This window comes from Enterococcus florum, from assembly GCF_004309355.1.
Classification (GTDB): Bacteria; Bacillota; Bacilli; order Lactobacillales; family Enterococcaceae; genus Enterococcus_A; species Enterococcus_A florum.
This window is the reverse complement of sequence record NZ_BJCC01000009.1, coordinates 129,083-142,882: the sequence shown is the minus strand read 5'-3', so window position 1 is coordinate 142,882 and position 13,800 is coordinate 129,083. Positions and strand designations below refer to the sequence as shown.

At 43.3% G+C, this 13,800-nt stretch carries 11 protein-coding genes; 2 read left to right on the top strand and 9 right to left on the bottom strand.

Annotated elements, in window-relative coordinates:
- Positions 1-39: 39 nt before the first annotated feature.
- The 3 genes from NRIC_RS05795 to NRIC_RS05785 all read right to left on the bottom strand — a co-directional run bounded on the left by NRIC_RS05795 (position 40) and on the right by NRIC_RS05785 (position 3,360).
- Entirely contained in the window at positions 40-816 is a 777-nt protein-coding gene (locus NRIC_RS05795) for a YveK family protein (protein ID WP_146621747.1), read from the bottom strand.
- Between the two features lie 438 nt (positions 817-1,254).
- Entirely contained in the window at positions 1,255-2,424 is a 1,170-nt protein-coding gene (locus tag NRIC_RS05790) for a 3D domain-containing protein (protein WP_146621746.1), read from the bottom strand.
- 141 nt (positions 2,425-2,565) lie between these two features.
- Positions 2,566-3,360, bottom strand: a complete 795-nt coding sequence (locus NRIC_RS05785) for a putative ABC transporter permease (RefSeq protein ID WP_146621745.1) — start codon at positions 3,358-3,360, stop codon at positions 2,566-2,568.
- Positions 3,361-3,565: 205 nt separating this feature from the next.
- Between NRIC_RS05785 and NRIC_RS05780 the strand changes: the two genes are divergently transcribed.
- Together NRIC_RS05780 and NRIC_RS05775 are read left to right on the top strand one after the other, a co-directional pair.
- The gene (locus NRIC_RS05780; protein ID WP_146621744.1) at positions 3,566-5,293 is read left to right on the top strand and encodes an ABC transporter ATP-binding protein; all 1,728 of its coding nucleotides are present in this window, start codon (positions 3,566-3,568) and stop codon (positions 5,291-5,293) included.
- Positions 5,286-7,049 (top strand): ABC transporter ATP-binding protein, encoded by a 1,764-nt coding sequence (locus tag NRIC_RS05775; RefSeq protein ID WP_146621743.1) that lies wholly within the window; start codon positions 5,286-5,288, stop codon positions 7,047-7,049. The genes NRIC_RS05780 and NRIC_RS05775 overlap by 8 nt, the downstream gene beginning before the upstream one ends.
- A gap of 67 nt (positions 7,050-7,116) precedes the next feature.
- Here NRIC_RS05775 and NRIC_RS05770 read toward each other — a convergent pair whose 3' ends face one another.
- From NRIC_RS05770 to trhO, 6 genes are all read right to left on the bottom strand, one after another.
- Positions 7,117-8,331 (bottom strand): MFS transporter, encoded by a 1,215-nt coding sequence (locus tag NRIC_RS05770; RefSeq protein WP_146621742.1) that lies wholly within the window; start codon positions 8,329-8,331, stop codon positions 7,117-7,119.
- A gap of 215 nt (positions 8,332-8,546) precedes the next feature.
- A complete protein-coding gene (locus NRIC_RS05765; protein ID WP_146621741.1) occupies positions 8,547-9,701 on the bottom strand; it encodes a glycoside hydrolase family 3 protein in 1,155 nt (384 codons plus the stop codon).
- 94 nt (positions 9,702-9,795) lie between these two features.
- Positions 9,796-10,473, bottom strand: coding sequence for a winged helix-turn-helix domain-containing protein (locus NRIC_RS05760; protein WP_146621740.1), 678 nt, complete (start codon positions 10,471-10,473; stop codon positions 9,796-9,798).
- A 234-nt stretch (positions 10,474-10,707) separates the two neighbouring features.
- Positions 10,708-11,319, bottom strand: coding sequence for a hypothetical protein (locus NRIC_RS05755; RefSeq protein ID WP_146621739.1), 612 nt, complete (start codon positions 11,317-11,319; stop codon positions 10,708-10,710).
- A gap of 353 nt (positions 11,320-11,672) precedes the next feature.
- Positions 11,673-12,122: a hypothetical protein gene (locus tag NRIC_RS05750; protein WP_146621738.1), complete on the bottom strand. Its 450-nt coding sequence runs from the start codon at positions 12,120-12,122 to the stop codon at positions 11,673-11,675.
- Positions 12,123-12,748: 626 nt separating this feature from the next.
- Positions 12,749-13,693 carry an oxygen-dependent tRNA uridine(34) hydroxylase TrhO gene (gene trhO / locus NRIC_RS05745; protein ID WP_146621737.1) on the bottom strand — a complete coding sequence of 315 codons (945 nt, stop codon included), beginning with the start codon at positions 13,691-13,693 and terminating at the stop codon, positions 12,749-12,751.
- Positions 13,694-13,800 lie beyond the last annotated feature (107 nt).

Sequence of the window (13,800 nt, the reverse complement as noted above, 5' to 3'; positions counted from 1 at the left end):
CTCCTCATATGTAGTTGTTTTCTGGAACGAATCGTTCTGTTACATTCGTTCCCTCAATGTGCGGACGGTAGCACTAGATTTTTTTCGTTCACTCTTGGTTTGAAGGGTTTTCTTGCCTTCTGTGACTTCACGTCGGGTCATTTCAGAGACTTGGCCTAAGACAGGCAGCTCCAGCTTGTCCGCAATGAAAGCTTCGTCGTTGACCGTTTTGTCGAAAAGCTCCAATCCAAAGGCCAAGGCAAGTCCACTGATCAACCCGATCGCAGTACCGATCAACAGATTGAGCTTGTGATTCGGCCAGAATGGTTTGTGAGGCGCCAAGGCATTTGAAGTGATCGTCACCTTGTTGATATCCAGTACCTCTTGAGCCTTGCTTTGAAAAACCTCTGAGACCTTGTTGGAAACATGGGCAGCCTCTCTTGGTCTGGCGGCTTTGGTAATGATTTGGAACATTTGCGAGTTTTGCGATTGTTGGACCTCGATCATGTTTTTCAACTCTTCATTGGTAAAATGGTAGCCATGGTCCTTTTTCAATTCTTCTCTAACTTTTTCGATCACAAGGTCGCCCATGATCATATCTTTATAGGTATTGATCAGCAACAGATTGCCGTTGATGTCATTTTGCAGATTGACATTCCCCTCTGACTGTTTGGTGACCTGTACGATCAATTGCGAAGCAGAGCTGTAACGCGGTGTCAAAAAGAAAAAAGAAATCGTTCCCGCCAACAAAATACCCACAATGAAGCCGGAAATGATCCATTTGATTCGTTTCTTTAAAATATCGATGATTTGGCCGATACTGATGGTCTCTTCCAAAGTAATCCCCCTCATACTTTAGCGTTGCTATTTATTTTTTTATCAAAATCTATACAATACTTTTTATTATAAAGTAAAAAACTTGAAATACCATAACAATATTTTTAAAAAAACTCATAAAGAAAAACCGATGATTTTACATTTAAAAAGACTTGCTGCAAAAACAATCAAAAATAATAGATCAGGGCGTTCACCCCCCATAAAAGAAGTGAAAACAACTAATTTCTCATTGCAAAAACCATTTTTTTCCGAAAAAATAAAATAAACTAATTTTGGAAATCGTTTATTCAAAATCCTAAAAATAACCGAATCATTTTTTTTAGAAGCGATTCTTGTTTTCCGACTTTTTTATCGGTGATTCAGCAAAAAATAGGCCATTTCTTAAATTCTTCAAAAAAAAGACTGAAAACAAAGTTTCTTTGTCTTCAGTCTTGCTTCTTAGCTGATGATCGTCACGGTCACAGACCGTCTGCCCCACTGTCTGCATTGCTCGACCGTCGGAAAATGAACATCCACAATGTTTCCCTTGATCGCTCCTCCGGTATCTCCTGCAATGGCTATGCCGTAGCCAGAGACTTCTACCATCGATCCTAAGGGAATCACATTTGGATCGACTGCTACGACCTGAGGATTTTGGCGCAGATCGATCCCCATGGCTGTCCAAAAGGTGTTGGCGGATTCTGCACACGAGTAGGCCGTCGATTGCATCTGCATCGTTTTGCCGTTTGTCGTTGGTGTACTTGGTGCTGGTACAGGTGCTGGAGCGGGTGCAGGCTGCGTTGGCTCTGTTTGAGCTGTCTCCTTAGATTCTTGTGGAGCAGCTTGTTCCTGCGAAGCCTTTTGTTCAGCGGCTTTGGCTGCTTCGGCCTGGCTTGCGTTCTCCGCCTGTTTAGCGGCTTCTTTTTGCTTGGCTTCTTCTTCTGCCTTGGCGGCTTTTTGTTTCTTCGCCTCTTCGGCTGCTTGTCGTGCTTTTTCAACCTCTTTGGCTTGGCTGATTTTTTCTAAACTGGTTTTGTTATCAGAAAGCTCTGCTTTTAGATTCGTCATTCGCTCATCCAAGGAGGCAGATTGCTTTTCTAAACTGGCTTCGTTTTTCTTTAAATTGGCTTGCGTCGTTTCTTGCGTAGCCTTTAAGGACACTAATTTTTCTTTGGCTTCATTCAAGCCGAGGATTTTCTCTTTTTCGGCTTTTTGAATCGTAGACATGGCATAGGCCCGGCTCAAAAATTCCGTTAGATTTTTTGAGTCTAACAAAGTCATGAATGTTCGTTCAGCCATCCCGCTCAACTGCGCTTCTTTTAATCGTTCCCCAACGATCTCTGTACGCTTTTCAATGATCTGAGTGGTTTCTTCGATTTCCTTTTTCGTGGTCTGCAATGTCTGCTCATTCTCGCTGATTTTACTGCGAATCGTATTGACTTCTTGATATTTCGTATTTACATCGTTCAACGCAATCTGCAGTTCCGCGCTGATCTTGTCGCTTTGACGTGCTACAGCAGAAGCTTGCTTATCGAGTTCACTGATCGATTCTGCCTGTGCCAAGACAGGCAAAAGCAGGTTGGTCGTTACTAGCACTGCGGCAAAAATACCAGCCGTTTTCCCTTTCACTCATTCCACACCTTTCACATTTCTCCCACTCATTATACGAAAACGAGAAAACAGGTTTATTGCGGTCAGGTTACAATTTAGTATCAGAAATTTAACAGTCTTGAACGAAAAAACACCCTTCACTAAGAAAGGTGCTGGTACTTACTTTTTCCGCAATTCTTTCACGAGCTTGCGAACCTCATCTAGTGAGCTGATGCCTTCCTTGGATTTCATATTGGGAAAGCCAGATAACAAGCGGCGTTCTTGCAGATTCAGACGCGGCAATCGTCGGCCCTTTTGCTGCCGCAGCTCTTCCAGCCAATCCTTGCCATCTTCTCTTAAGGCTGAAACTCGTTCGTCGTAAAGGGCCTTTTTTTCCTCAGCGGTTTGCTGCAATTGCTCTTTCTTGTCTTGAATCGCCTCGCTAAGTTCCTTCAATCCACGACGCAAAGATTGAACACTGCTTAGCGTAAAGCCTAAATCAAAACTGATCAGCATCAATAAAAGGATCGGCAGGAAAATGCCAAAGCGATCGACCCAGCCGCTGACCAGAGTCATTAATTCTGGATTTAAAATTTCCACAATGAACAAGCAACACACTCCCCAAAAGATTGAAACTGGGACGGCAACTCTGCCGTTGATATTCAAAGGGACTTCTTTGTAATCCCATAAGCTGGCATGAAATAATTTTTCCAGCAAATAGCTGGTGACATATTCCAACAAAGTGACTAATACAAAGGCCAGCAGAAATACCACCAGCAAGTTTTGCTGGTAGGGTGCAATCAGGTACAGCACCCCCAAGATCCCAAATCCATAGATTGGGGTGATTGGTCCTAATAAAAAGCCGCGATAAACGAAATGCTTGGCTTTAATGGAGCAGTAAATGGTCTCCCAGAGCCATCCAATAAAGGAATAACAAAAGAATAAGAGCACAACTGAACTAACGATTCGTTCCATAGATTTCTCCTTTTTGTTGAATAGTGCAAATACAACTAGTTACTAACTGATTTTCTTGTTTGTCTTCTTTTACGATTCTACCAGAAAACCCTGAAAAACTGTGTAAATTAGTAGGGGATTTCAAGGGAAGTGCGCTACAATGAAGGTGCACTCATTTTTTGACTGCTTTTTAAGCATAAAAAATGAACACGAAAGGAGGAAATGTATGATTCGGCTTTTACGCTATGCCAAAGAATACCGCAAACAAATCATTTTAGGACCCTTTTTCAAATTTTTAGAAGCCGTCTTCGAATTGGTCCTCCCTTTATTTATGGCTCGTTTAGTCGATGAAGGCATCGCTAGAAACAATTCGGCCAAGGTCATTGAGATGGCTCTGTGGATGCTGGGTCTTTCGATCGTTGGCTTGCTTTGTGCACTGGTCTGTCAATATTATGCTTCGATCGCTTCGCAGGGCTTTGGGACGGTTTTGCGAGATCAAATGATGAAGCACATCAATCGTTTTTCTCATCATGAATTGAACCGCTTCGGTACAGATACCTTGATCACACGGATGACAAATGATATCAATCAAATGCAACAGGCGCTAGCTATGTTGATCCGCCTGGTGGTTCGTGCGCCTTTTCTTAGTATTGGATCGGTGATCATGGCCTTTTATATCGATTGGCAAATGGGGTTGATTTTCTTAGTTCTACTGCCCTTTTTCTGTCTGATCCTCTATTTGATCATTCATTATTCTGTGCCGTTATACAAAAAAGTCCAGCATCAATTGGACCAATTGAATCAGCTGGTCACACAAAATCTTAGCGGTGTCCGTGTAATTCGTGCGTTTGCCCGAACGAACACGGAAACGGCTCATTTTAAAGAGGAAGCCTTCGATCTTTCCAAGGTGAATCAGCGAGTCGCCAATATTTCGGCACTGTTGACGCCCAGCACGACACTGATCATGAATATGGGTGTGGTAGGTTTGCTGTATTTCGGTGGAATCAAAGTCAACGTTGGTCATCTGGAACAAGGGCAGGTCTTGGCCTTGATCAATTACATGAATCAAATGCTTTTGGCCTTGATCGTAGTTTCCAACTTAGTGGTCCTCTTTACACGAGCAGCGGCCTCAGCGAATCGGATCAACGAAGTCTTCGATGCCAAACCTTCTTTGACTGATCCAAAAACAATGATTCAACCAAACGAACAAGCACCATTGATCCAATTTGATCAGGTCGATTTCCGCTACACAGAGGACTCCGGTTTGGCTTTGGAGGGTATTTCCTTCGAGCTGCCGGAGAAACAAATCTTAGGCATCACTGGTGCTACTGGCAGCGGGAAATCAACGCTGATCCAGCTGATCCCGCGCTTTTATGATGCTTCTGCTGGCAGGATTTCTGTTGAAGGGGTCGATGTGAAGGAATGGCCTTTGAAGCAGCTGCGCCACGAGATTGCCATGGTCCCGCAAACGGCTGTCTTGTTCACTGGAACGATCCGTGAAAATCTTCAGTGGGGCAAATCCGATGCGACAGATGAAGAATGCTGGCAAGCACTGGATACTGCTCAAGCCAGCGAATTCGTGAAAAATCTTCCTGAAGGATTAGACACCCGGATCTTTGAAAACGGCAAAAACTTTTCCGGAGGACAGCGTCAGCGTTTGACGATCGCTCGCGGATTGATCCGCAAGCCGAAAGTATTGATCTTGGATGACTCTCTCTCTGCTCTGGATTATCAAACAGACCTTGATCTCCGAAGGGCTTTAAGAAGAGACCTTGATTCTGCTGTGATCATCATTTCTCAACGGCTGCGTTCGATCCAAGACGCACCGACGATTTTGTTATTGGACAATGGAAAACTGATCGGAAAAGGGACCCATGATGAATTAATGAACGATTCGTCAATGTACCAACGCTTGGCTGCATCACAGGACGAAGGAGGCGAAGCCCATGAATAAACGAAAAAACTTCTTTCGCTCCTTGAAATCCTTCGTGCCTTATTTGATGGCTTATCCTAAAGAGCTGATTTCTGCTGTGCTTTTAGGACTGGCTAGTGGGGTGACTTCGGTCATGATGACCTATTACATTGGTGTCGCAGTCGATCAAATGGCTGATCAAGGACAAGTCGACTTTCCACATCTGTTTGCGATTCTGCGCTTGTTTGCTGGTTTGTTTTTGGTCACTGTCCTCAGTCAGTATTTGATCCAGCGAATCGGGAATCGCGTTGCTTATGAATCGGTAGCCAAGCTGCGAGATGAGACCTTTACTCATTTGAACCAGCTGCCGTTGAACTATTACGATCAATCTTCACAAGGAGACATCGTCAGTCGGTTTACAAATGACATGGATAATATTTCTACTGCTGTTTCCGCTGTATTCAATCAAGTATTCTCAGGGATGACCGTGGTTTTGGTTGCGCTTGTGTTTATGCTTTACCTGAGTCCGCTGTTGACATTGGTGGTCTTGGTCGCAACACCGATCATTTTTCTGCTGACGTATATTGTGGCTCGAACATCGCAAAAATATTTTACCAGTCAGCAAAAAATCGTAGGTCAGATCTCTGGGTTCGTGACGGAGATGGTCGGCAATCAAAAAATCGTCAAAGCCTTTCAGCGGGAAGCAGTCAACCAGCACAATTTTGAGACAATCAACCAGGAATTGTATGTTCGTGGTCAAAAAGCCCAATTCGCTTCTTCCTTAACCAATCCGTCTTCTCGCTTTGTGGATCATCTGGCTTATCTGATGGTCGGCTTTGTCGGTGGGTTATTGGCGCTGCAGGGCGGTCATGGCATTACGATCGGGATCATTTCCAGCTTCACGATCTATTCGAGTCAATTCACCAAGCCCTTTATCGAATTATCGGGCATTACGATTCAATTGCAAACAGCTGTTGCTGGGTTGGACCGATCCTTCGAGCTGCTGGATCAGCCGATTGAAAAACCCGATGCAGCCGATGCTGAACAGCTGACGAAGGTGAAAGGCGAAGTCGTTTTTGACCAAGTGTATTTCAGCTATCGTCCGAATCAAAAACTGATCGAAGACTTCAATTTGACGGTCCAGCCGGGAGAAACGATTGCGATCGTCGGAAAAACCGGTGCTGGAAAATCAACTTTGGTCAACCTGCTGATGCGTTTTTACGAGGTCGATCAGGGACAGATCCGGATCGACGGCACCGATATTCGTCAGATCACTCGCGATAGTTTGCGAAAAAACTTTGGGATGGTGCTGCAGGAAACTTGGCTGATGGACAGCAGTTTACGTGCCAACCTGCGCTATGGACGAAAAGAAGCCTCCGACGAGGAGATTTTTGCTGCGTTGAAGGATGCTTACATGTATGAATTTGTACTGCGCCTGCCGAAAAAATTAGACACGGTCGTTGGTGAAGCAGGCTTGAAGCTTTCCGATGGACAACGGCAGTTGTTGACGATCGCTCGTACTATGATCAGTCGACCGCCCATGTTGATTTTAGATGAGGCGACTAGCTCCGTCGATACGTTGACTGAGCAAAACATTCAACAAGCCTTTTTAAACATGATGGAGGGACATACTAGTTTTGTGATCGCCCATCGGTTATCAACAATCAAAAATGCCGACAAGATCTTAGTCTTGGACCAAGGCCATGTGGTAGAGATCGGCAGTCATGCGGAATTGCTGAAAAAAGACGGCTATTACCATCGCCTGTACCAAGCACAATTTTCCCAACAAGAAATCTAAAAAATCGTTGAAAGAAACAAGCGACGCTCCCCTTAGCTGAGCTCGACAATTCTTTCAACGATTTTTTTTATCTATGTTTGGACACTCGGAAAAATACCGCTAGTCCCATGCCTGCAAAGAGCAAAGTAAATCCGCCTGAGGCTGCAAACCAAGCTGCGATCCCGATTTTCTCTGAGATCGGACCAGCTAAAATCAATCCTACCGGCATTGCGGCTGATAATACACTGCTCAATAGTGAAAAGACTCGACCTAATTTCTCTGGAGCCACTGTTTCCTGCAAATAAGCTGTAAAAGGAATGTTGTACAAATTTCCTATACCACCCATGAAAAAGCACATTAGAACAAAGACCCAATAGCCAGCCAAGCTGGTGGGAGTCAGTCCACTCAATACAAACGTTATCCCTAATCCGATACATGAAATCTGTGCCGCCAGCAATTTATTGCGCCAGTGCTTTTTCATTCCGATGAGAAAAGCACTTACCATCATCCCTGCAGCATACGACAATTCGACGACGCCAGCAAACCAAGCACTCCGTTCAAAGTGGACGTTGGTCATCAACGGGAACAAAGAGCCTAACGGCAAGTAAAAAATCATGATGAAAAAAGAACTGCATAGAACAACGAACATTGGTCGATCCTGCCAGAATACCGCAAATCCTTCTTTTAATTCAGTCACGTAGTGAGACATACTTTCCTTTGTTCGTTCGATGACAGGCACTGCTACGATCCATAATGTGAACGAAGCCGCCAGTGCACCTACCAGGTCACTCAAAAGAATCACCCACAAAGGCATCGCCGCAAACATCGCTGCTCCTAAAACAGGTCCCAGCATAAAAGCCCCAGATTGCAAAAATTGGTTCCAGCTGTTGGCTTTGACCAGTTCTTCTTCCGGCACCAAAAGCGGCACGATCGCCTGAATCGAAGGAGTATGAAAGACATTTGCCAACGCCCGTAAAAATAAGGCCAGGATCACGATCATGAAAGAAGGACTTCCCCATAAGAACCAGAGAGATAAAACCAGTGCTACGATCCCCATAAACAAATCCGCAGCGATCACAACCCATTTGCGGTTCAATCGATCCAGCCAAACACCGACGAAGGGGCCTAAGAACATCTGAGGTAAAAAGCTGAACAAGCCTGCGATCGACAACATGATCGCCGATTTAGATTCGCTGGTCAACCACCAGATCAGTGAAAATTGAACAGCTGAGCTCCCGATCAGCGAAACGGTCTGCCCAGATAATATCGTTAAGTATTTTTTTCTCCATTGTTGTTTTTCCATAAAGCCTCCTGATTTTGTCTTGCTGACAAAACAAGAAGTTCTGTCAACATTAATCTGTTTGTTTTTCTACTTGCTTCAATCGCATTGACGCACTCATCAAATTCACCTCCAGGAAGCCGATGCTCCGATTTTCTTCCCTAAATTGTAAGCTATTTCCTTCGATTAGGCCAGCCTTTTAAAAAAAAGAACAGCTCACCTTCGAGCCGTCCTAACGCTTATAGTAAACCTAATTCGATCTTCCAGCGCAATACGCGTTCAACAGAACGATCGACTTGTTTTTCTGAATAGTCTCCTTGTTGGATCGCCTGCAGAATATAAGGGATTTGCTGCGCATAGCTGGACGATAGAATCAGATCATTGCCTGCTTTCAATGCCTGCAGACCAGCCTTCTGCTGAGAAATAAAATCTGCCAATCCTGCCATATCCATATCATCCGTCATCACGACTCCGTCAAAGCCTAAATCCTTGCGGAGCACTTTATGAACGGCTGGTGAGATCGACGCAGGATTTTGATCATCGATGGCAGAAATTATGTTATGAGACACCATGACACTATCCGCTCCTGCTTTGATTCCTGCTTTGAAAGGCAAGAAATCATTCTGTTGAAGCTTCGCCAACGGCCGATCATCCGTTACGATCTCAACATGTGAATCACGGTTGTCTCCGTAGCCAGGAAAATGTTTTAAAGTCGAGCCGATTTTTTGTTTCTTCATTTCTGTCACACTGCGCTGCACAAACTTACTCGTTCCCTTCGCATCCATTCCGATCGTACGATCGTGGATGAACGAGGCAGGATCCGTCGAAACATCTGCGTCTGGAAACATCCCCAGCTGAATCCCCAGCTCATGAAAAGTGGCGGCCTTATGATCAATATCCTCAGTGATCGCTGCCCAACCGCCCGCCTGATAGACCTGTTGAGGACTGGCAAAAGGCGGTGAGACCAATTGATTACGACTCAAACGAGAGACTGTTCCGCCTTCCTCATCAGATCCAATCAATAGTGGGATTTTACTAGCTTCCTGATAGTTCTCGATCTTAGCCTTCAAGCTATCCCGATTCTCCCCTTGCATGTCGCGATCAAACAGCAGATAGCCGCCTAAATGATAGTTCTGAATATCGGTTACTTGATTTTTCAAAGGCACGCGAACTAAAAACAACTGCCCGACCTTTTCTTCCAGCGACATGCTTTGCATGATATCTTCTATTCTTTTTTCCATCTCGGATCTCTCATCTTTGTTAGATTCTGTGGTACTTGCTTTCGTCTTGCTGCTTTCCTCCGTCGTTTGTTCTGGTTGATTCCCGCTGCAGCCTCCCAACAGCAACAGGACGCCGATAATCAGCAAGCCAAGTATTCGTTTTTTCACGTTCATCCCTTCTTTCCCCAATTCGATTATAGCATGAACATGTCCACGAAAAAAAAGACAGCCTCTAATAATCAGCTGTCTTCTTCATCGCTTATTGAACTTATAATCCCCTTAACTTGTATCCTCTGCGCCAAACAGTCTTAATGACTTCTCCTTCATTTCCAGCGACTTCCAACTTCAGACGAATATTTTTTACGATCGATGACAACTGCACCATTCGTGATTGGGTCAATTCTCCCCAAATCAGCTCGCACAATTCTTCACGGGAAACGATTGTTCCATATTCCTGTCTCAGCTTCTGGAAAACTTTAAATTCATTATTCGATAAAGAGGCGATCATGCTTTCGATTTTGGCCTTTTCAGAGTGAATATCATAAACACCCTCATCCGCAGAAAAAATGTATGGATACTTCTCGACTGTTGTCGGAATCTTCTCTCTTAGTTCTTCGATGGACGCATTGGAATGGAACCAATCCAAGATTCCAGCGCCTTCCATACCGCATTGTTCGTTTTCCGAAAGAACGGTGTCAACTTTTCGGAAGATGATCTTTTCATCTTGGATCAATTTTGGCAGGATTTGATTCACTTCCGCAGAAGAGATAGTCTCACTGAAAATGATCATTGGGAAAAGCTGCAGTACCTCTTTTGTTGATTCCACATGATTGATCAATTCCAACGTCGTGGCAGAACAAAACACTTCGTAATTCAGACATTGTAAACGATGGACGATTTCTTGCTCAGCTAAAATATTTTTTGTTAAAAGTAACAATCTGTTCATTATTCTCACCTCAATTATTTTACTTTTTATACAGCTATTCGTTTCTTTCACTATACATATAAAATAAATATTAATCGATAGAACCTTTGATATTAGAAAAATAACGCCCCTTTTAGAATAATTATTACCACGGGCTCATCTTTTGATTCTTCAACGTTTTTTAATTTTTTTCTAATAAAATAGAAACAAATTTTGATTTTTTTCAAAAAAAAAAGACACGAAGCGTGTCCGTGTCTAAACCATCATTTTCTTCAAAGCTTTTACCTGTTGTTTGGCTTTGTCAAAAATTGGCAGATTGAAGTGTTTGTAAAGCGATCCTGCAACAAAATAAGCAATGTTGTAGTCAACGATGCTATGAATCAGGCCGCCGATCCCCATCAAAATGAAGACCGTATACAGATAGCCCTGCGAATAATAAGTCTCTGGCATATTCCCCATAAAATAGAACACACTGACAACGATCATTTCGAGTGCAGAGTGCAGCACGCCGATCAACACGTTGAACAATTGGAAACGGCCATTTGCCAATGTAAATTGTCCATTTTTGAAAACGATCTCGGGGTGCTTTTGCAAATAGCTGGCCCCAACGACAGCAAAGACGATATGCGACAGTGCCCGTAATGCAATGATTGGTGAAGTAGAAATAAAAAATCCAAATGCAGTCCCCAAAACAACAGCGATCGCCATTGCCGGTGAGAAAAACATAGCGATAAAAACGGGTACATGGCTCGCTAAGGTAAAGGAAGCCGGTGGGATAGTGACTCTCGGCATGATCATTGGAATCAGCACACCCAAGCCAATAAGCAAAGCAGAGATCGTCAAATGTTTGACAGAATTGTTTTTCATAATATCCTCCTTCATCATCCACTCATGACTAAACAGGTTCCCCCTAACCTGTCAAGACACGTTGAATAGCATTAAGTGTAGTAGAAGTCTGTCTTCCTGTCAAGACACTTGACCGTTTTTTTAGACCTTCACCTGCTCACATCCTTTGTGCCCGGCAGTCTCGACGGTCTCTTTTTCATCGCTTTCGGCAATTACTTTTAGGTGCAAATTCCGCAAAATCACTGACAATTGCGACTTTCTTGATGGCGTGACCTCTTTTTAAAGAGACTGGCAAAGGACTTCGTATGAAATCACCTCGTCCATCGTTTCTCTCCATTGAAAATGGAGCAGCAATTCCTTTTCGTTAAGGCATACTAAATCTGTTTGATCCCCAGCTGATTGCCGATTGGAAAATTTGAATAGCTAGAGAAATGCTTTTCACTTTTTTCTGTCTTGCGCAGTACAGCTCTTGACAATTTCTCGCGCAGCTCCTCGATTGAGATTTCTCTAAACACCCAATCATAGATATCATCATTCGAGAACAGTTGCTTTTCATCATCCGCCAATGAAGCATCCACTTTACGAAAGAGGATCTTGTCCTGCAAACTAGGAGCGGAAAGAATTCGCTTGGTCTCTTCACTTGAGAAACTTTCACTAATGAACACGATCGAGAATAATGCCAAAATGCCAGATTCACTGTTCAAGTCGCTGATTTCCTGAGTCACGCTTGCCGAACATAGTACCTCATAATCCAACGATTGCAGCTTTCGGATAAAGGCTTCTTCAAAAAGAATATTTTTTGTTAGTACTAAAATACGTGTCATGGCGGTCCCTCCGATTTTTTTAGATAGCTGATTTTTGAGTGTTTCCGCATTTTATAACGGTTGTTATCATTTGATAACTACCTCCGATCGATTTTTTGCGGATTTTTCGACTAAAAAAGGGCTTTTAACTATTTTTACCAAGAAACTACGATTAGATGCTAGATGCTGATTTTCTTACTAGATATGCAAATAAATGTAAAAGTTGTCACTTATTGAAAAGTATAGCATCAAATCTGCGACCAAAAGTTTTTTAGCATTAATTTTATTTAAAATTTCACATTTTCCTTATTATTTTGAATACTATTTATAGCTTATTATTGGGAGAGGAGGGGATTCATTTGCGGATTTATAGTATTGACGATCCGTTTGTCGCGCGCAACTGCTTCGTTGACTTAATTTATTCTCTCAACGAGGCCTCTTTTCGGTGATCGAGGTTGAAAACGAACGACCCTTTTTCATGGGAATGACCTTGCAGACAACATACGCGCCTTCAGCTTACACTGTTTCAGTGTTTTTGCTTTTTCTCAGGAAAATGCGATTCGTTCAAAGGACCTGAAAAGGATCTTGCAAAAGGTTTTTTAAGTTTTTAAAGAGGCTATGACAGTGTGTCATAACCTCTTTCCATTTTATCTTGGTTCTAGTTCAGCCAAACGCTGCTGCTTCTCTTCCTCTATCATACCTTGAGCCATTACGTAACGATTCTTAGCGTGTCCAGCACATTCTACCGAACAAGCGCCAAGATATCTTGCTTCATTTTCTTCTGAAACCAGCATTTGACGATTGCATTCTGGGTTGCTGCAATTGATATAGCGTTCGCAAGGACTTCCATCAAACCATTCTTTCCCAATGACCTGTTTGTCGACTTGATTGATTTCCACACTGATCCGTTCATCAAAAACATACATTTTTCCGTCCCATAGCTCCCCTTGAGTTTCTGGATCTTTTCCATAGGCCGTGATTCCCCCATGCAATTGTCCGACCCCTTCAAACCCTTCACGAATCAACCAGCCGGAGAATTTCTCGCAGCGGATGCCTCCGGTACAATAGGTCACGATTTTTTTAGCCATCAATCGCTCCTTGTTTTCCCGAATCCAAGCAGGCAATTCTCGAAAGCTGTGGATCTCCGGACGAATTGCTCCCCGAAAATGCCCCAAATCGTATTCATAATCATTTCTAGCATCGATCACTACAGTCTCTTCATCCAATAAAGCCGTTCGAAAAGCCTCAGGAGATAAGTACTCGCCAGTTGTTTTTAAAGGATCGATGTCATCTTCCAGGTTTAATGAAACCAGCTCTTTTCTTGGTCGGACAAACAATTTCTTAAATGCATGTCCCTGACTCTCATCAAATTTAAAATAGATATCTTTAAATCGAGGATCCTGACGCATCTGTTCCATGTAACGTTCGGTGGCTTCTATGGTCCCAGATAACGTGCCGTTGATCCCTTCTGTAGCTACCAGTATCCGTCCTCTTAAATCCAAAGAGGCACAGAAAGTCAGATGCTCCTTCGCAAAGGCCTCAGGATCTTCGATGGGTGTATATAAATAGTACAATAAAACGCGATAATCCATGAATGACTCCTCCTTCTCACCTACTATACGAAAAGGAGTCAAAATTGACGAACTCTTTGCTTGTTCGCACCTAAACAAAGGGACTGTGACATTGCGGTCACAGTCCC